The sequence below is a fragment of the Kitasatospora paranensis genome (assembly GCF_039544005.1).
GTDB lineage: Bacteria > Actinomycetota > Actinomycetes > Streptomycetales > Streptomycetaceae > Kitasatospora > Kitasatospora paranensis.
Genome location: NZ_BAABKV010000001.1, coordinates 194,707 through 212,380 on the forward strand (window position 1 = coordinate 194,707; position 17,674 = coordinate 212,380).

Below are 17,674 nucleotides of genomic sequence, written 5' to 3' on the forward strand. Positions count from 1 at the left end.
CCATGCGATCCACCAGCACCCGCCGCAGCACGCGACGGACTGCGGCACTGTGCTGCGCCCTGCTCGCCGTGACCGCGGCAACCGCGTGCGGCAGCTCCAAGCCGGCCGGCGACGGCACGATCAGCGGCGCTGGCACCGCCCCGCCGACCTCGGCCAGCAGCACCCCCGCCAGCCCCACCGCGACCCTGCCTCCCGGCGCGCCCGAGGTGGCCCTGCCCGCCGACCTGAAGGTCACCGTCCAGTTCCCTGCGACCGGCGACGCCGGGAAGGACGCCGTGGCGCAGTCCCTGACGTACGCGCTGCGCGCCTTCAACGGCGCGCTCGCTAAGGGCGACCTGCAGGACCCGGCGTTCAAGTACGCCTACGACGGCATGGCCCGGCCCTACATGGCCAACATGATCGACCAGCTCGTGAAGCGCAACCAGACGGTGACCGGCGAGACGCGGTACTACGCCCCCACGATCACCATCCAGGACGCCACTCACGCGGCGTTCACGTATTGCGAGGACCAGTCGAAGGGTTACGCCAAGGACAAGTCGAGCGGCAAGGTCCTGACCAGCACCCCTTCCGTGCGGGACTACACCGAGTGGAACCTCGGCCTCGAGAAGTCCACCCAAGGGGTGTGGCGCGTGACCCAGACTCTCGGAGAGAAGGGATCCACACGGTGCCAGAAGGCCTGACTCTCCGGCGGGCGAGAGTGGCCTCGGCCCTGGCCCTGTTTGCCGCATCGGTCCTGTCATCGCCGGCCCAGGCGGATTGGGGCAACGACCCGGGCGGCGGCACACCGACCCCATGGTCGATCGAGTCGCACGTCACCCTCACCATGCATGAGAACGGCGCCGAGGGTGGCACGCACCTGGTGTCCTCCGGCGGCAGCTGGGATCCGCCCGCCTGCTGGTACGAACCCGAGTACACCCCGGAAGGCTTCGACACCGCGTTCCAGGCGCTCCTTCAGCAGCTGGCCGGAACATCCGGAGGCGCGGACGCGCAGAAGCAGTACGACGCGCTGAAGGCCGACCACGACTTCCACCGCGGCGAGAACGGCGCCTGGTGGGGGATGGTGAAGACCAACGCGGCCTGGGACCTGCCGGTGACGACCACCTGTACGCAGAGCCCGGGCATTCGCTGGGTCCCGGCCGGCAACCCTCCGGCCGGGCTGCTCACCGTGACGCCGCAGATGCTGAGCAAGATCGCCTACGGGGCGACCAAGCTGCCATCGCCCGACGTCGCGCTCTCGCCAGCCGCCGACCGGCAGACCGTCAACCTGCCGACGTTCGTCAGCTTCAGCCGCCCTCTGCAGTCCGTGTCCGTGACCGCGTCACTGGACTACATGGGCTTCAACATCGCGGCGTCCACCCTGGCGGTGCCCATCTCGCTCGAGATCGACGCCGGTACCGACGACGCGTCGCCCCGAACCTGCACCTACCCGTTCACCGCGTCGGGTGGCGGCTACACCGTGGACTCGTCGTCGAGTAGCTGCAACGTCACCTACCTGCGGTCCTCCAGGGGCGGCACGTACCCGCTGACCGGCCGGGTGAAGTGGAAGGTGACGTGGACCGCCTCCAAGAACCCGAACGCGGCGCCTGCCAACGCGCTGCCGGACGGTCTGACCGACGCCGCCCCACAGGACGTGGTGGTCAAGGAGATCCAGACCGTGGTCACCCACTGACCACGCTCCCGCTGGACCGAGCAACACGAAGGACGGACCCATGAGCAAGTCGAAGCCGGCCACGGCCGCCCGCACGACGGGCGACCTGGTGCGCGCCGGCCTGGCCGGCCTGGCCCTGCTCGCGCTGCTGGCGGCCGTGCCGTGGGGGCTGATCACGTTCATCGGTAACCCCCTGCCCAGCAGCATGCCGACGTGGTCCACCCTCAACCAGTCGGTGGGCACCACCGTCATCATCAACACGCTCGCCGTGGTGCTCTGGGCGGTCTGGGCCCAGTTCGCGCTGTGCGTGGCCGTCGAACTCCGCGCCGCGCTCTCGGGGATCGGACGCCTGCCGATGCGGGTGCCGGCGGCTGGCGTCAACCAGGCCCTGGCCCGGCAGCTGGTTGCCACCATGCTGCTGGTCAGCGCCGGTGCGCTCATCATCGGCCAGGCCTCTGCCGCCTCTGCGGCCACCCCCGCTCAGGTGCCGCGGGCAGTTGCAGCGGCCGCCGTCGTGTCGCAGCAGGCCGCCGCGGTGACGACCGCGGCACCGGCCACAGCGCAGTCCCTGCCGACCTACGTCGTCAAGGCGCCGTCCGAGGGCCACCGCGACAGCCTGTGGCGCATCGCGGAGCAGCACCTGGGTGACGGCACCCGCTGGTCGGAGATCCAGCAGCTGAACGAGGGACGCCCTCAGCCCGACGGGGGCTCGCTCGGTTCCGACAGCCGGATCCGCCCGGGCTGGACGCTCCTGCTTCCGGCCGACGCCGTCGGGGATGACCTGCACCGTTCGACAGCCCAGACCGCCCCCGGCGGGGCGGGCGAGCACCTGGTCACCGTGGCCGAGGGCGACACCCTGTCCGGCATCGCCGAACGCGAGCTCGGGGACGGCGACAAGTACCCGCTGCTGCTGGAGGCCACGAAGGTCCTGGTGCAGCCCGATGGATCGCACCTGAGCGACCCGGACGAGCTGTTCCCCGGCGAGAAGATCGTGATTCCCGCCCCGGCCACCGCCACGCCGCCTGCGACGGCGCCGGCCGCTCAGCCGCCGGCCACGACCACTCCCGCTCAGACGCCCGCCCCGGACGCCACGGCCTCACCGAAGCTGGCCTCGCCCGCACCGACCGCGCCCGCGGAGGCCCCCACTGCTGCACCGGCAGCCGGCCCGGCGCAGATCCCGACCACCACGCAGCCGGCCCAGCACCCAATCGCAGAACCCGAGCACGCCCAGAGCGCGGCCGCCGACAACAGCAGCGACACCGTGCGCAACCTGGCCGTCGGCGGCGCGATCCTCGCCGCCGGCGTCCTGGCTAGCATCGGCCTGCGCCGCCTCCTGCAGCAGCGCCGCCGCAAGCCCACTCGCCGCATCCCCATGCCCGCCGGCGAGTCTGCAGGCCTGGAGCGACAGCTGCGCGCGACCACCAACCCGACCGGCCTGGCCCTGCTGGACCGCTCACTGCGGTCGATGGCCGCCCGCGCCGCCCACCTGGGCCAAGAGGTCCCGCAGCTCGAGGCCGTACGCGTCAGCGGGGATGCCGTCGAGCTGTACCTGGCTGCCCCGGCCGCACCGATCGCCCCGTTCACCGCCGCCGAGGAGGACACGGCGCTGTGGCGCTGCGGTTCCTCCACCCGCAACACCACCCTGCTGAGCGCCGAGGAAGCCGCCCGCACCCCGGCCCCCTACCCGACCCTGGTCAGCCTCGGCCACACCCCCGAAGGCGACCCGGTCCTGGTCGACCTGGAGACCGTGGGGCTGCTCTCCCTGGACGGATCCGACGGCGACGTCCTCGCGGTGCTGCGCGCTTTCAGCGTCGAGCTGGCCAACAGCATGCTCGCCGACGACCGTCTGCTGCTGCTCGCCGGCGTCGGCGAGCAGCTCGCCGAGCTCTACCCCGCGCACGCGGACTACTACGAGATGCTGCCCGAGGCCCTGGCCACGCTCGCCTCCCAGGACGCGTTCCAGCGCCAGGCCCTCGAAGAGGGCGGGCACTCCTCCCTGCGGGCCGCCCGTGTCAGCGACCCGGCCGCCGGCGACGCCTGGACCCCGCACATCCTGATCAGCACCGCCGAACCGGCCGCACCGCAGGCGGAGCAGCTGATCGACATCCTCCGTGCGCAGCCGAGGACGTCGATCGGCGTTATCGCGGGCAACCGCACCGATCTGCCGGTGGAGACCGGCTGGCGTATCCCGGCCGAGGCCGGCCTCGAGGTCGAGATCGACGGCCTCCCCTTCACTGTGATCCTCCAGCGCATCGAGCCGGACGCCTACCGGCATCTGGTGGACGTCCTGGCCACCGCCGAGCGGCGCGACACGCTCCCGGCTCCGGCCTGGACCCGGCCGACCACCACCACGGTGGCCGCCGAACCAACCGAGACCGAGGACGGCGCCGACCAGGGCACGGAGATGGGCGAGGAGCCGGTGCTCGTCGGGGCTGACGCCGCGACCGGGTCCGCGCTCGCCGCCCAGGTCACCTACACCGTCGGCCCCCGGCCGTCGCGCTGGGGCCGTCCACGATTCCGGTCACCGTCACCGTGCCGGTCGCGCTGGCCACGAACACCGGCGCGGCACCCGCCCTACCGGGCCCGCTCCCTGCGGCCGCAGGCGCCGCCGGCTCCTCCCGGGAGCCGCAGGACCTGGACCTGATCGCCGAGAAGGACGAGCAGGAGCAGCGCGCCCGCGCCGCAGCCTCAATCAGTGCCGCCGGCGCGGACGAAGCCGACCAGGAAGAGGATGCGGACCCCGATGAGGATGTCTTCGGCCTGGCCGGCACCGAAGACGACGAGGATCCGGACTGGGGCGAGGACGAGAAGGACCTCGACGCCCTGATCGCCCGCTACACCCAGGACGCTGACGACGAGCAGGGCGCCGAGCAGGCAGAGGACCACGGCGGAGTCCGGGACGCAGAGCCGGACGCCGAGCAGCAGGCCGCGGAGGATGGGGAGGACGACACTGTGGTCGGTGCCGAGGCGCAGCCGGTCACCGTCCCGAGCCCGGCCCCGACTGGTGCGAACGCGCGGGTCAGCCACCGCTTGCACAACTCCTCTGCGGTCCTGGCTGCGCTCACCGCCGACGCCGCGGAGCCATCCATCCCGTACGTCCGGCTGCTGGGGCGCGTCGAGGTCCTCGGTCTGGGCAGCGGCAAGCAGCAGGACTCGCGGCGCCGTCAGCTCACCGAAGTGGCGGCCTGGCTCGTCCTGAACCCCGGCAGCAGCCGCCTGGAGTTCGACGAGGCCATGTGGCCCGGAGCCCGGGTGGACAACCAGGCCCGCAACACCTTGATGTCACGGGCCCGACGATGGCTCGGCAACAAGCCGGACGGCAGCCCCTACCTGCCCCCCATCACCGAGGGCGTGTACGGGCTCGACCTAGCGGTGACCTGCGACTGGGCGCAGTTCCAGGAGCTCTACCGGACCGGCCACCACGGCAGCGGCCTGGACGCGGACATCGCGCTCGCCCAGGCGCTCGCCCTGGTCCGCGGCAGGCCCTTCGCCGGCACCCTGGCCACCAAGTACAACTGGAACGAGGCCTGGGTCCAGGAGATGATCTCCGCGATCGAAGACGCCGCACACGAGCTCGCCCAGCGGCGCCTGGCCGAGCGGGACCACCGGGCGGCCGCGATGGCCGCCGCCCGCGGCCTGGAGGCCATTCCGGAGAGCGAACTGCTCTACCGCGACCTCTTCGAGGTCCACGCTGCCTCCGGGGACCGCGAGAGCCTGGAGCGCGCCGCGCGCCGACTGCACGACCTGAACGAAGAACTCGGCGTAGACCCGGAGGAGGAGACCGTCGAACTGCTCGAGACGCTGCTGAAGGGACGCCGTACCGCAACCGCTTGATCAAGTCCCGCCGCAGGCACGCTGGACATGACGTCTCGTCGATTCGTCATCGCTCGGCGGTCACACCGGGCTCGACCGCGCCATCTATGGAGGGCGACAGGCGCCGCGTGCGCACTGACGACGACAGGGAGAACAGGGAGCGCATGGAGCCCATCTCAGGGGAACTGGAGCACCGCACCGATCCGTTGGAGCTCACCGCCACATCACCGAGCGGCCGTGGAGGGCGCACGGCACAGAAGCCGCGTCGGGGCGAGAAGGCGTTGCTGGGCGCCATCGTGGCCGGGTCCGGTGTGATCGCGGGCATCGGTTTCACCGGAAGCTACGCGGCGGTGCGCCGCCTGGCCCAGGAGAAGGGATTCTCCTGGTTCTCGTATGCCTTCCCGGTCGGTGTGGACGTCGGGATCGCGGTCATCCTGGCGCTGGACGTGTACCTGACGTGGAAGAAGATGGCCTTCTGGCCCCTGCGCATGATCGCGTGGATACTGACGGCCGGGACCATCGCCTTCAACGCCTCCGTCAGCTGGCCGGACCCCGTGGGCACGACCATGCATGCTCTGATCCCGGTCCTCTTCGTGATCGTGGTGGAGGCGGCTCGCCACGTGGTGCGCCGTACCGCTGATCTCGCCGACGACCGGCACATGGACTCGATCCGATGGTGGCGCTGGGCGCTGTCACCGGTGGGGACCTTCCGCATGTGGCGCCGGATGAAGCTGTGGGAGATCCGTTCCTACGACGAGGTCGTGCGGCTGGAGCGCGCCCGTGTGCTGTACCGGAAAGAGCTGCGTATCCGGTACGGCCGCAGCTGGCGATCCAACGCCCCGATTGAGGCTCTGCGGACGTTGCGGATGGCTGGCTACGGCATCTGGACCGAGGCGATGCACCAGGTCCTCGTCGACGCTCCTGAGCTGCCCTCAGGTGACCGGCCCGTGGAGGCGCTGCCGGCGGAGAAGACGGTGGTGGAGCGGATTCCTGTGAGTGCCGCGTCGGACCTCGTGGCTCCCGCGCCTTCGCCGGCTCTGTCCCCGATCGCCTCTGCTTCGGCCCGCCAGGAGTCCGATGCAGGGGTGGTGATCGCGGTGGGAGGAGGCGAGCCGGCCGCTGATGCCTCTCGTGCTGCGGCCGTCGACTTCCCGGCCGCGGGTGGCCCGTTGCCCATCGCAGAGGATGCCGCCGCTCGGCACGCACGGTGGGAAGCAGGGACGGTGGAGTCGTCCTCCGCAGCTGGGCATGAGTTCGTCTCCGCGTTGCCGGTTCGGGACGTCAAGTCGGTCCCTCCCGGATGGCAGGAGCTGGCCACGTCAGGGGCGCTGGTTGACGGTGCGCCAGCCGCAGCGGTGCTCCGCGCCGAGTACGAGCGCGACCCGGGCGCCGACCCGGGCGGCCTGCTGCAGGTGATCCAGTCGCTCACGGCACCTCTTCCGTCAGCAGTGGAGCTGCACGGGCCGCCGCGGCGTGTCTCGGCGCCGGATGCCGAGGAGATGACGCCGTTCGCTCCGGCTCCGATCCAGCGCAGCAGCTCGGCTCACCTCCGTGTCGAGCAACCGCAACCGCTGGAGGGCCCGCACGATCCGCCTGCCGCCGAGCCGGAGCCTGCACCGCTGAGCTCGGAGTCGGAGCGCGAGTCGCGAGCAGAGCAGCAAGTCGACGGCAGGCCCCTCTCGAAGAAGGACCGGGCTCGTCTGATCTACGAACAGCACCAGCGCGAAGGACGGGAGCTGTCCCGAGGAACCCTCGCCCGGCTTGCCGGATACGCCCACGAGGGCAGCGCACGCACGGTCTACAAGGAGCTTGAGGACGAGCTCGGCCCCATCGTGGCCCGGCCCGGCGGGCACGTAACGGGAGAGCTCGCCGCCGCCAGCGCCGGGGCGAAGCTGCCCAGCCGCCCAGAGCCCATTCGGTGACGCTCTCCGAAGCGGAACGGCGTACTGGCGTTCTCCGAGAACGGCCGCCATCCTCCAGATGCAGCAGGCAGCGGGGTGCCGTTCTCCTCAGTGTGGCGGGCGATGCGCGCTGGTGGCCGGCCGGGTGGCCGGGAGCGGCTCGCTCTGGAGGTCCGTGGCCTGCGAGGCTGTAAATCTGTGATCCGTGGAACTGACGGGACGCCAGGCCCGTTCCGATCGCGGGTCAGCGTAGGTCTCGTTCGATACCTATCACCGAGTGCCGGCCCGGCACGGGTGCCCCAGGGCCGACATAAGGAGCTTTCGTCAGCGGACGACGGGGATGTCGCCGGAGCGCCAGTCGTTCACTCGTTTGCGGATGCTTGGAACCATCGGTAGTGCCTCGACTTGTTTCGGGGTGAACCATGCGACGTCGGTGGATTCGTTGCTGGTGCTGAGCTGCCCGCCGATGGGCCGGCCGAGGAGGCAGATGGAGAACTCCTGGCGGATTTCACCGTCGTCGTAGGCGAAGACGTGGCCCGGGTCGGTGTAGGTACCGACGATACCCATGATCTCGATGTCGATGCCGGTTTCCTCGCGAGTTTCCCGGATTCCGCAGCCGGCGAGTGATTCGCCGAGGTCCATCTTGCCGCCCGGAAGTGCCCACATGCCGTTGTCGGTGCGGCGCTGGAGGAGAACTCGGCCCTCGTGGTCGACGACGACCACGGAGGCAGCTGGGACCAGGCTGTTCGCCTTCGGGGCGTTCGGGTCGTTCTCAAAGTCACGCCGTGGCATGCTCCACCTCCGAGTTCGTCCATACGTCGCGGCCGCGGCCCCACAGCCCCTCGACATGGTCCAAGTACCGGTCGAATACGCCGTTGTCCTGAGCCCGGCGGAGGTGCATCATCGGGGCGTCGTGCCCGACTCTACCTGGCAAGAGGGGCGTCACGATCATGTCACTGTCGAAGCGGAAGACCGACAGGGGGCGTGGCCGGTCTCGAATCGAGCTTCGATGTTCGGCACATCGCGGAGCTTCCTGAGCTCAGCCAGTGTCACCTCGATCCGGGTGGACAGGGTGAGCGGTACAGCTTCTTCGCTTTCGCGCTGGCGGGTGACGGTGGATGCCGGGTCACCGAGAATGAAGCGGATCCGGCAGCCCGAGGCGGCCTTCCTGCGCAGAACCTCACCGAGTCGTGCCTGCTCCAGCCAGAGGAAGTAATTGGTGTAGCCAGCGAACACCAGGTCGCTCTCCGCCCGGCGGATCAGCTGTGCCCACAGCGATGTTGGCGCAGCGGATCGGTATGGATAGAGCTGGACCAGTTCTCGGTCGGGTCCGGACTTCACCAGGGTCTGCACGGCTGGCCAGAGCACGGTTTCCTCCTCATCGAGGGCTCGGCTGGCCGCTGCACGGTGCCGAGCGTGGGGCACGCGTGCGGGGTTGCTGACCCATCGTCCGATGGTTTTCGGGTCGACACCTACTGCACGCGCGAGCAGAGCTTCGGTCATGTTCGCACGAGCCATGGCCCGCCTCAGAGGTTCATTCACGGGGTACCCCTTCAGGTCTGCAAGGACGAGTAAAGGTGTACCAGCAAAACGTTCCAAACGTCCCTGGAACGGAGTAGGACGTCCTCGATTTCCGTCCGATGATCGGTATGTGACGGGCTATCAGCAGAACGTAGTGATTGCCAGGGTTGAGGCCGACAAGGCCAGGGAGGTGTCGTGCTTCCGCTGACGAACGAGTTCGACGTTCAGGGCCGGGGTGACGCGGCGCGGGACGCTCGGGACCGGGTGGTGTGCATGCTGCAGGACTGGCGCCTGCCGCTGTCGGAGGAGATTCTCCAAGCCGTCCGGTTGTGTACCTCCGAGCTCGTGGCCAATGCCGTGGAGCATGGTGGTGGCACCTGCCGGGTCCGGGCCTCCTGGACCGGCAGTCACCTGCGGGTGGACGTCATCGACACCTCCGAGGCAGTCCCCAACGCCGATCGGCCCGCATGGGACGCCATCCGGGGTCGCGGCATGCTGCTGGTGGACGCCCTCGCGACGACGTGGGGCTGGGAGCCGAGAGGCGACGGCAAGACCGTCTACGCGCTGTTCGCCCAGGACGCCCCGGCAGAACCCGGGGCCCAGCCGGCACCCGCGCCCGCTCTGGCGGCCGGGTGAGCGAGATGCGGGTCCGCGTGTACGGGCGAGGGCCCGACGGCAAGGAGACCGAGATCCTCCCTGAGGCCGTGTTCACCGGCAGCAACAACCCCTACGCCTACCACCCCGCGGCGGCGTTCGCGCTGTGCGAATGCGACTTACCCCAGTGCCCCTCGAAGATCGGACGACTCCGTTGAGACCGTTGACGCCCCTTGCCAGTTCCGGCCTGGTGATCGGATGCCGGCTGACCGTCTGGACGATGCGGATCGACAACGAGCCCTATCCCGCGCAGCGCCACCTCCTCGCCTGCCTCGGCGAGTCCGAGGACGGCGTGCGGTGTCAGGAGCACTCCGGGGAGCGGGAGACCTTCGAGGACGCCAAGCGGTGGGCCGCCGGCCACACCCGCCTTCACCCGGACCACCGCAGGTTCTCACAGCTCTCGGAGCTCGCCTGGGTGATGGTGCCCGACGAGGAGCCGGAATGACGATCGAGTCGGGCATCCTCCCGGACATCCCGCCGGGCCTGCCCTGGGCATCCGGAATGTGCTGCGAGCGCCTCCAGGTCCGAGACGTCACCCCGCACGGGACCGCGACCTTGGACGGCGTCAGCGTCGCTCTGTCGATCTGCCCGTTCTGCCTCGCCCACCACCGGCACAGCATCCGCGTGGTCGACCGCTACCAGCGCATGACCACGGCCGCCGGTCTTCGCTCCCACCGGATCGAGGCCGGGGCCCGCGCACGAGCCCGCCTCATCCAGGCCCGAAGACGCCGCGGACTCCACCCCGCGGCCCACTAGACCGCCCGCTCTGGCTACCCCGGCAGGGCCTCCCCCGTCCATGGGGTCCGAGCTCCACAGCGCCTTCGCGCGCCGCCACACCAGCCGCAGCTCGGCAACCGTGGGCACCGGCTCCCGGTCGGCAGCGGGTCGATACCCGTGCGGTTGGCCAGGTCATGATCATGAGTCACGGCCGTGATCGTAGGCTGCGAGCGGCCCTGCATCGCCCGGCACGCCCAAGGAACGAAGGACACGACGGTCGCGGGCATGCGACCGACCGCCCCGGCACGGGCCGCTCTCCGGACAAGCCGTCGGACATCTGCGCGGGCGCAGCGGCAAGATCAGGCCAGGGGCTCGGCATGGGACAGGGCCCCCGCGAGGTCCGTGCCCACCGGGAGGACCGTGCCGTCGGCAGCGATCTCCACTTGCAGCCGGCCGCTGTCGTCCGCATACAGGTCATGCCCGTGGGGTCCTTGGATGCCCAGGGCGTAGACCACGATCCGGCGCTGCGGGGCATGGCAGCCCACCCGGCCCGGGAACGTCACCAGATACCGACCCGCCACCACACTCACCCACTCCACGCACCTACCGGCGGGCACCTACCCGGCTGCGCCCGGTCGTACCCGGCAACGGCCCATGTGTCACCCGGCGGCCGCGCCCAGGATGCGGCACCGCCCGCAGGCCGACAGGCTCCGCACCGTGGCCGAGGCCCCGTCGCCTGCGGCCTCGGCCACCCACCGCCACACCCGCGAGGAAACCCACCGTGATCGTCAAGAAGCTCCGCGACTGCGGCACCCGCAGCGAACACGCCTGGAAGCGGCCGATGCCCCGAGCGCGGCGCGGTGACCCCTGGGTGATGACCATGGCGCATCACCGGGCCGTCGACCGGGTCCGCCAGGCGGAGAACGCCGCCAGGCGCGAGGAGAAGGCAGCCGCCGGCGCCCACACCACGCCGGTCGACGAAGTCTCCGAACTCGTCGAGGACCGCCTGGAGCACGAACGGCTCCGCCACTGCCTCAAAGCCCTCACCGGCCCGCAACGGCAATCCCTCACCCTCGCCTACTACCGCGGCCTCACCTACCAGGAAGTGGCCGACCTCCTGGAGACGCCATTGAGCACGGTCAAGACCCGCATGCGCGACGGCCTCGTCCGGCTCCGCGACTGCCTGGGCGTGGGCTCATGAACACCGCACCCGACCTGCACACCCTCTCCGGCGCCTACGCTCTGCACGCCCTCACCCAGGGCGAACAGGACGCGTTCGAGCGCCACCTCGCCCAGTGCGAGGCGTGCCGCACCGAGGTCACCGAATTCGCCGCCACCCTGGCCCGGCTCGGCTGCGCCTGCGCCCTCACGCCGCCGCCCGGGATGGAAGAACGGGCCATCGCCGCCATCGAAGGCCTCCGGCAACTGCCGCCACGCACCCTTACCGACCGAATCCGCCCCCGGATCCTCGCCCGGCGCCCCCGCACAATCGCCGCCCGCATCGTCCTGGCCGCCTGCCTCGCACTGACCGCCGGCCTCGGCACCATCGCCGTCCAGCAGCACGACCAAGCCCAGCAAGCCGAGACCCAATCCGCCCGGCTGCACACCGAACTCACCGAATTCGGCGCCCTGCTGACCGCCCCGGACGTGCGCAGCACCACCGCCGCCACCACCGACGGCACCGGCAGCGGCACCGCCATCTGGTCCCGGGCACGCAACCAGGCCGCCTTCCTCGCCACCGGGCTACCCGCCCTGCCCGCAGGCCGCGCATGGGAGCTGTGGCTCGACGAGGGCGGTGCACCACGCCCCGCCGGCCTCCTGCGCTCCGCCGACTCGACCCTGCTCCTGCCTACCGGCATCGCCGGCGCCCGGGCCCTCGCCCTCACCGACGAACCCGCAGCCGGCTCCCCCAGCCCACCACCGACCCCGTCCTGCTCCTCCCCGTCAACTGACCGAACCGGCTCCGGCCGGGTCCGCACAAAGGACGGGCATGTCTCCTTCCCGGGAGTAGCAAGGTGTAATGGTCATTGTCAGGGGTCGGTCGGCTCAGAGCTCCTCAGGGACTCCGCCTACCACCAGAGCAGTTGCGGTTCGACCGTCGTCAGTACCTGTGCCCGGTTCCCGGCGCTCCTCGCTCTCCAGGCCGATTCATGATGGCCCGTCACGTCGTGGTCCCAGACCGCGAGCACTCGACGCCGCCTTGGCACGTCCAGCCACCGGCCAGGCAGGCAGGCGCGGGGCCGGCCGCGAAGGCCGCGGCCCGGGCGAGGCCGAAGACGTCCCGCACGGACCGCTTCCAGCAGGGCCTGGCCGCGCTCGCCGGGGAAAAGGCCATGTCCGGATACCGCGCCCGCACAAGGAGCAGCTGGAGACCGTAGTGGCCGGCCCCGGCGGCGACGACGCCGCCGAGGTCGTGCACGTCGGCCTCGGCGCATGATTGAACAACCAGAAGACCGCTCGCCACGCCAAACCCACCCCGGGCCAGCTGACGCAGCCTCGCCGGGCACGGGGGCGTGATGGTGTCGGGATTCCCGGGGCACCCCTGCGAATCCCGTGCACCAACGAAGTTGGCTGGTCAGGCGCGGTCGGGGTTCCCCTCATAGAGGGAAGCCCGACCAAGGCGAGCCGCTCGACGGACGAGCCGGGCGTTTCCCGCTCGACTCACGAGATGCGCTGAGCAAGACTCGGCCGGACCTTGGTCCAGGGCCCAGAACTCACGGCGCAGCAGCGGTAGCGTCCGGGTCGGGCTGCGGTGCGGCAGCTACTACTACTGCTGCTGCTTAGCCTGTTGTTTTACCTCCGGTGATCATCTTGTGTTGCGTTCGGATCCTCGCCTGCCTGTTCGCTACGGGTTGGTGACCAGGGCGAGTCCGACGTCGTATTCGGGCGCTCGGCGGCGGTTGGGCTGGCCGGGTGGGCGACCGGGGCCGGGCCGGGAAGGTCTCGCAACATGAGCCGGGCAGGTCAGGGTCGTGCGGATGTTGCGGAACCCACGTCGGACCCGGGCTGGAGTGAGGCGGTCGGCGGGCTGGGGTCGTTCCCAGGGCCGGCGCAGGTCCGCGGCGAGGGACCTGGCGAGGCGGAGCTGGGTATGGGCGGCCAGAACCAGGCGGGTCCAGCGGTCTGCCGCCGCGGGTTCGCGCAGGCGGGGACGGGTCCAGCCCATGGTCTGCTTGAGGAAGCGGAAGGTGTGCTCCAGATCGAAGCGCCGCAGGAACGCGTGCCAGGCGGTGTCGGTGTCCTCATCGGAGGGCGTGGGATCGGAGAACCACAGCCAGACCGGCTTCGGGGTCCCGCCGGAGGGCAGGTGATCGACGTCGAGGCGGATCAGGGTTCCTTCGACGATGGGTAGTTGGCCCTGATAGTCGCTGCAGGCCGATCGGCGCCAGATGCGCGGGTGCAGGCGGTGCCAGGCACGGACGCGGGCGGCGCCGTAGTGGCGGGTGGCGTGTTCGCTGTCGGGGACGTGCCAGGTGGCGGAGTCGGCAAGCTCGAACCGGGCTCCGTGGCGCGGAGGTTGGCCGCCCTTCGGACCGACCCGGTGGCCGTCGGGGACGGGGTTGAAGAAGACACGGTCGGAGCGCATCCGCACGACGATCCGCACGGGCAGGTCCCGCAGGAGCCAGGCCAGGCGCGGGCCGTCGTAGCCGGCGTCCGCCACGATCAGCACCGGCGGGTCGCCGAGCTTCCAGTGTCCGGCGTTGAAGACGCATCGCAGGACTTCGCGCAGCTGGGCGGCGGTGACGGCAGCGGAGTCCGCGCCGGGTTCCAGCCGCTGTGCGTCCAGCAGGGCCGTCCAGGAGGTCGAGCCCTGTTCCAGGGCGGCGACGAAGGAGTAGGGCCAGCCGGGCACCATCTCGTGGGTGTTCTCGCGGCGGCCGTAGGTGTGGCAGAAGGAGCGCGCATCACTCGTGTTGGCGTCCGGCCGCAGCCAGGCGGTCACGTCGACGGCGAGGACGATCCGCCCGCCCGGGCCGCGGGGCAGACTGCGGGCCGCGATTGCGCATCGCAGGCGGTCCGCATCGAGATCCCCCGGTTCAAGGCGGCGTACAGAGAGCCGTGAGAGCGCCGGTGCTCAGGGGCGAGGGCCAACTCGACCAGGGCTCGGACCGGCCCGTCGGCGCGCAGCAGGGCATCCGACAGCTCGAAGAGCGCGTCCGCGAGGCGGGGCATCGCGGCGTACAAGTCCAGCCGAAAGGAGGACAGTTCCGCGACAGCCTGTCGGCTGAGGGCTTCAAAGACCACACTCGACATCGACGACCTCCGTGACCGTTGTGCGACTCGACATCACACAGCGTGAAACGGAGGTCGTCGCCGTGTCCGGCGGATCCCCATGTGGGTGACCAGATCGAACAACCTCAAGATGATCACCAGAGGTAAAACAACAAGCTTAGGGTCCTGCTGCTTCGCGGGTTTTGGCTTTGGCGCGGTCGACCTTGCTGCGGCACGAGCGGGAGCAGTACTGCTTCGGCCGTCCGGTCGGGCTCTTGGGCACCGGGTTGGGGCAGCCGGGGCGGGCGCGCTGCGGGGCCCTGGCCCGTGCCGTCGGCCGGCTGGTCGGTGGTGGTCGGCGGGGCGCTGCCCATGTTCGGGATCGTAGTCATCAAGGTCAGCAGCCTGACGGGGGTTTCGTCTCGCGGGGCGAATCTCTGTTTTCTGGGGCAGGGACACGCAATCTCGCGTGTGACTTCGCCTGGGGCCCGAGACGGTGCTGGTGGCAGGTCTCGCTGCTGCCGGCACCGTGGCTGTGGATAGCATGCACCTCGGGTCCGGGCGACACGTCAGCGGCGCCGGTTACCAGGTGGTGCCGGCGGGCTCCTCGATGGTGGTGTTGATGCGGTTGAAGAAGTTGGTGAGGCCGAGGCGATCACCTTCGCCCGTTTCGCGGCGGACGCGCGTCTGGTGCTGGTCAACGGCACACCCGGCGTCCTCTCGTTCGCCGAGGGACGACCACTGTCCGTCATGTCGTTCACCATCCGGAACGGCCGCATCACCGCACTCGACATCCTCACCGATCCGGACCGTCTGGCCGGGCTCGCCCTGGCCGCCTGACCGATGCCGGCCACCCCAAAGCGGACGCTGCCCTTCCGGGCGACCTCGCTGGCCTGGGCCGGCTTCATCCGCCCAGCCCCGGGGCAGGAAGGCAGGCAGGTTGCGCACATCGGCGAGGTAGGTGAACAGCCGCGCCGGGGGAACCGCCACCGTGCCCGATCCTTCGCAGTCACCCATGCCTGCCAGGCTGCCGCTCGTCCCTCGGCCGGGCAACCCCCGGTCGGCACAGGAACCGGACCTCGCGGCGGCAGGGTCGTCGCGTTGCCCCGCGTCAGGTCTTGCGCACCGTTCACCCGCGGACGTCCCCCGGGGTGCGGGACCGCCGTCGCGGCAACAGGCTCGACACCGTGGCCGGGGCCTCACCATGGCCTGGTCGCCCCGGCCCCGGCCACGACCGCCGGCCAACCAGCAAGGAGACCGCGCCATGATCGTCAAGAAGCTCCACGACTCCGGCATCCGCAGCGAGCATGCCTACGCCGCAGCCTTCGCCTCCATCGGCCTGTCCGTCATCACCTGGGCCACTTCCCTGAAGATCGAGAAGGGCCAGGACATCGAACGCGCCGACCGGTGGGGCATCTACGTCGGCGAATGGGCCCCCACCTTCTTCGGACTCGGCCTTGCCCTCGCGAACTACGAGAAGAACCTCTGACCCCTGCCGCGAGAAGAGAGTCCCGGCAGTGCAGGCCTGCCCGGCGGCGGTGCACCGCCCGTCGGGGTGCACCGCCGCTTGCCAGGCGTGGATTTCCTGGCCGCCCACGTCGATGACCTGAGCTGCTTCCAGGGCCCCGACCACCCGCTGGCTTCGCCGACGTTGCCCCAGTGCCTCGAAGGCGACCGGGTGCTCGGTCCCGGCCCCGTCAGGAACGAGGTTCTGCCAGGTGGTGAACTGCTGGACGGTCGAGACCCGGTCGTGGACCAGCTCGCCACACGGGCCCCTTCCGTACGGAGGACGGACCTGGTCTTGTGCCCGATCCTGTCGGCAATCACGGTGTGAAGACCGACCGGGCCGTGAGTAGCAGTCGGCTGGTGGGCGCGTGCGCGGGCACGACCGCGGATCCGGCGGGTGGTCAGGGCGGCGCCGGCAGTCAGTGCGGCGGCGGCCGCGAGGGCAGGGCCGCTGAGAGTGATGACGTGTTGCAGGGAGTTTGCTGCGGCGTAGCCCGCCGTGGCTTCGGCGCCGGCCCACAGCGGGGCGGCCAGCAGGCTGTACGGGGCTATGCGCCGGTAGGGCAGTCCGGTCGCGCCCGCCAGGTGCGGGGCCAGGGTGCGTACGACGGCGACGAATCGTGCGAGGAAGACGGCCTGGCCGCCGTGTCGCTCCATCAAGGTTTCGGCTCGCCGCCATGCGAAGGCGGGGATGCGACGGCCCAGGCTGCCGGTCCGTAGGCGGCTGCCCAGCAGGCGCCCGGTGCGGTGTCCGAGGAAATCCCCGGCAACGACCGCGCCCGAGGCTATGGCGATGACCAGGGACAGATTCAGGTCACCGGCGCGGGCCAGCACACCGCAGGCCAGCAGCAGAGTCAGGGTCGGGACGAACGCGCCGACGAGCAGCACAGACTCGGACAGCACCACAGCGGCCAGGATCGCGTAGGCGGCGGGGGCGGGGACCTGGCCGATCAGGCCGGTCAGTGCACTCATCGGCCCGCTCCGGTCAGGGCTGCCGACGACGCCGCCACCGGGGCCTGGGCGACGGGACGGCGCAGCTGCCAGACCCGTGCCGGGGGCACGTTGGCCCATGCGGTCCAGCAGCCGGTGGCGTACAGGCGCTGGTAGCCGGCGAGGACCTCCTCGACGCCGCGGTGGCGGCGGCCTTCGGTGCGGGTGGCGGTCAGAGCACGGGCGTAGCGGGTGCCTCGATAGGCGAAGTAGGTCAGGGTGCCGCCGGGCTGCAGCAGATCCATGTACCGGTCCATGATCTTCTGGACCTGGGTGGGGGTGAAGTTCGTGAAGGGGAGACCGGAGACGATGAGGTCGTAGCGGTGGCCGGTGTCGAGTTCTTCTACGAGGGCGTGGTGGACTCGGGCGCGTTCGCTGTCACCTGCGAGATGCGGGTGGGTGCGCACGAGGCGGCGCAGTCGTGCGGCGAAGCGGGGGTTGGACTCGACGATGTCCAGGCGGCTGCCGCGGGCGAGGCGGGGGATGAGGACACGGGTGACTGAACCGGTGCCGGCGCCGGCTTCCAGGACGTTCAGAGGGCCCACGCCGGGCTCATCTACGGGATCGGTGAGCAGGCGGGCCAGTGTCCTGCCGCTGGGGGCGACGGCGCCAGTGGTGCGCAGGTCGCGGGCTGCTTCGAGGAGGAATGTCCAGCCCTCGGCGTTTCGCTGCGTGAGGACACGGTCGTGTGAGGTGGTCCAGTCGTCCATGT

General features: G+C 70.7%; 17 protein-coding genes and 2 pseudogenes. 11 read left to right on the forward strand and 8 right to left on the reverse strand.

What is annotated here, in order from left to right; all coding sequences use genetic code 11:
- The first annotated feature begins 2 nt into the window (after positions 1 to 2).
- The 5 genes from ABEB13_RS01020 (at position 3) to ABEB13_RS01040 (ending at position 7,383) form a co-directional block, all read left to right on the forward strand.
- Positions 3 to 680: a hypothetical protein gene (locus ABEB13_RS01020; RefSeq protein ID WP_345703833.1), complete on the forward strand. Its 678-nt coding sequence runs from the start codon at positions 3 to 5 to the stop codon at positions 678 to 680.
- 143 nt (positions 681 to 823) lie between these two features.
- Positions 824 to 1,669, forward strand: coding sequence for a hypothetical protein (locus ABEB13_RS01025; RefSeq protein WP_345703834.1), 846 nt, complete (start codon positions 824 to 826; stop codon positions 1,667 to 1,669).
- Positions 1,670 to 1,709: 40 nt separating this feature from the next.
- Entirely contained in the window at positions 1,710 to 4,292 is a 2,583-nt protein-coding gene (locus ABEB13_RS01030) for a LysM peptidoglycan-binding domain-containing protein (RefSeq protein WP_345703835.1), read from the forward strand.
- Positions 4,181 to 5,482, forward strand: coding sequence for an AfsR/SARP family transcriptional regulator (locus ABEB13_RS01035; RefSeq protein ID WP_345703836.1), 1,302 nt, complete (start codon positions 4,181 to 4,183; stop codon positions 5,480 to 5,482). The genes ABEB13_RS01030 and ABEB13_RS01035 overlap by 112 nt, the downstream gene beginning before the upstream one ends.
- A 107-nt stretch (positions 5,483 to 5,589) precedes the next feature.
- Positions 5,590 to 7,383 carry a DUF2637 domain-containing protein gene (locus ABEB13_RS01040; RefSeq protein ID WP_345703837.1) on the forward strand — a complete coding sequence of 598 codons (1,794 nt, stop codon included), beginning with the start codon at positions 5,590 to 5,592 and terminating at the stop codon, positions 7,381 to 7,383.
- A gap of 303 nt (positions 7,384 to 7,686) precedes the next feature.
- On the opposite strand, the gene ABEB13_RS01045 is transcribed toward ABEB13_RS01040, so the two are convergent.
- Together ABEB13_RS01045 and ABEB13_RS01050 are read right to left on the reverse strand one after the other, a co-directional pair.
- Complete coding sequence (locus ABEB13_RS01045) at positions 7,687 to 8,154, reverse strand: NUDIX hydrolase (protein WP_345703838.1); 468 nt, start codon at positions 8,152 to 8,154, stop codon at positions 7,687 to 7,689.
- A 156-nt stretch (positions 8,155 to 8,310) separates the two neighbouring features.
- Positions 8,311 to 8,904 (reverse strand): DUF5919 domain-containing protein, encoded by a 594-nt coding sequence (locus ABEB13_RS01050; protein ID WP_345703839.1) that lies wholly within the window; start codon positions 8,902 to 8,904, stop codon positions 8,311 to 8,313.
- A gap of 174 nt (positions 8,905 to 9,078) precedes the next feature.
- Here ABEB13_RS01050 and ABEB13_RS01055 point away from each other — a divergent pair, with 174 nt between their 5' ends.
- The 3 genes from ABEB13_RS01055 (at position 9,079) to ABEB13_RS01065 (ending at position 10,293) form a co-directional block, all read left to right on the forward strand.
- A complete protein-coding gene (locus ABEB13_RS01055; RefSeq protein WP_345703840.1) occupies positions 9,079 to 9,519 on the forward strand; it encodes an ATP-binding protein in 441 nt (146 codons plus the stop codon).
- A 181-nt stretch (positions 9,520 to 9,700) separates the two neighbouring features.
- Positions 9,701 to 9,982, forward strand: a complete 282-nt coding sequence (locus ABEB13_RS01060; RefSeq protein ID WP_345703841.1) for a DUF7848 domain-containing protein — start codon at positions 9,701 to 9,703, stop codon at positions 9,980 to 9,982.
- Entirely contained in the window at positions 9,979 to 10,293 is a 315-nt protein-coding gene (locus tag ABEB13_RS01065) for a hypothetical protein (RefSeq protein ID WP_345703842.1), read from the forward strand. Before ABEB13_RS01060 ends, ABEB13_RS01065 begins: the two co-directional genes overlap by 4 nt.
- Positions 10,294 to 10,613: 320 nt before the next feature.
- On the opposite strand, the gene ABEB13_RS01070 is transcribed toward ABEB13_RS01065, so the two are convergent.
- Positions 10,614 to 10,844 carry a DUF6296 family protein gene (locus ABEB13_RS01070; protein ID WP_345703843.1) on the reverse strand — a complete coding sequence of 77 codons (231 nt, stop codon included), beginning with the start codon at positions 10,842 to 10,844 and terminating at the stop codon, positions 10,614 to 10,616.
- 248 nt (positions 10,845 to 11,092) lie between these two features.
- On the opposite strand from ABEB13_RS01070, the pseudogene ABEB13_RS01075 reads away from it, so the two are divergent.
- Positions 11,093 to 11,455, forward strand: a pseudogene (locus ABEB13_RS01075) (sigma-70 family RNA polymerase sigma factor); the annotation flags it as partial.
- Positions 11,452 to 12,408 (forward strand): anti-sigma factor, encoded by a 957-nt coding sequence (locus ABEB13_RS01080; protein ID WP_345703844.1) that lies wholly within the window; start codon positions 11,452 to 11,454, stop codon positions 12,406 to 12,408. The pseudogene ABEB13_RS01075 and the gene ABEB13_RS01080, both read left to right, overlap by 4 nt.
- Before the next feature lie 7 nt (positions 12,409 to 12,415).
- On the opposite strand, the gene ABEB13_RS01085 is transcribed toward ABEB13_RS01080, so the two are convergent.
- The 3 genes and pseudogenes from ABEB13_RS01085 to ABEB13_RS40115 form a co-directional block, all read right to left on the reverse strand.
- Complete coding sequence (locus tag ABEB13_RS01085) at positions 12,416 to 12,718, reverse strand: hypothetical protein (protein WP_345703845.1); 303 nt, start codon at positions 12,716 to 12,718, stop codon at positions 12,416 to 12,418.
- Between the two features lie 381 nt (positions 12,719 to 13,099).
- Positions 13,100 to 14,508 (reverse strand): annotated as a pseudogene (locus ABEB13_RS01090) (NF041680 family putative transposase).
- Between the two features lie 540 nt (positions 14,509 to 15,048).
- On the reverse strand, positions 15,049 to 15,483 hold the full coding sequence (locus tag ABEB13_RS40115; protein ID WP_380231482.1) for a hypothetical protein: 435 nt from the start codon (positions 15,481 to 15,483) through the stop codon (positions 15,049 to 15,051).
- A 247-nt stretch (positions 15,484 to 15,730) separates the two neighbouring features.
- Between ABEB13_RS40115 and ABEB13_RS01100 the strand changes: the two genes are divergently transcribed.
- A complete protein-coding gene (locus tag ABEB13_RS01100; protein ID WP_345703846.1) occupies positions 15,731 to 15,955 on the forward strand; it encodes a hypothetical protein in 225 nt (74 codons plus the stop codon).
- On the opposite strand, the gene ABEB13_RS01105 is transcribed toward ABEB13_RS01100, so the two are convergent.
- Positions 15,937 to 16,878: a DedA family protein gene (locus tag ABEB13_RS01105; protein WP_345703847.1), complete on the reverse strand. Its 942-nt coding sequence runs from the start codon at positions 16,876 to 16,878 to the stop codon at positions 15,937 to 15,939. The two genes, ABEB13_RS01100 and ABEB13_RS01105, sit on opposite strands and share 19 nt — an antisense overlap.
- Before the next feature lie 62 nt (positions 16,879 to 16,940).
- Positions 16,941 to 17,672: a class I SAM-dependent methyltransferase gene (locus ABEB13_RS01110; RefSeq protein WP_345703848.1), complete on the reverse strand. Its 732-nt coding sequence runs from the start codon at positions 17,670 to 17,672 to the stop codon at positions 16,941 to 16,943.
- Positions 17,673 to 17,674: the final 2 nt, after the last annotated feature.

Excerpts from the sequence above, each read along its gene's own strand:
- ABEB13_RS01020 (WP_345703833.1), top strand. The coding sequence starts at position 3 with ATGCGATCCACCAGCACCCGCCGCAGCACGCGACGGACTGCGGCACTG.
- ABEB13_RS01025 (WP_345703834.1), top strand. The coding sequence starts at position 824 with ATGCATGAGAACGGCGCCGAGGGTGGCACGCACCTGGTGTCCTCCGGC.
- ABEB13_RS01030 (WP_345703835.1), top strand. The coding sequence starts at position 1,710 with ATGAGCAAGTCGAAGCCGGCCACGGCCGCCCGCACGACGGGCGACCTG.
- ABEB13_RS01045 (WP_345703838.1), bottom strand. The coding sequence starts at position 8,154 with ATGCCACGGCGTGACTTTGAGAACGACCCGAACGCCCCGAAGGCGAAC.
- ABEB13_RS01065 (WP_345703842.1), top strand. The coding sequence starts at position 9,979 with ATGACGATCGAGTCGGGCATCCTCCCGGACATCCCGCCGGGCCTGCCC.
- ABEB13_RS01080 (WP_345703844.1), top strand. The coding sequence starts at position 11,452 with ATGAACACCGCACCCGACCTGCACACCCTCTCCGGCGCCTACGCTCTG.
- ABEB13_RS40115 (WP_380231482.1), bottom strand. The coding sequence starts at position 15,483 with ATGGGTGACTGCGAAGGATCGGGCACGGTGGCGGTTCCCCCGGCGCGG.
- ABEB13_RS01100 (WP_345703846.1), top strand. The coding sequence starts at position 15,731 with ATGATCGTCAAGAAGCTCCACGACTCCGGCATCCGCAGCGAGCATGCC.
- ABEB13_RS01110 (WP_345703848.1), bottom strand. The coding sequence starts at position 17,672 with ATGGACGACTGGACCACCTCACACGACCGTGTCCTCACGCAGCGAAAC.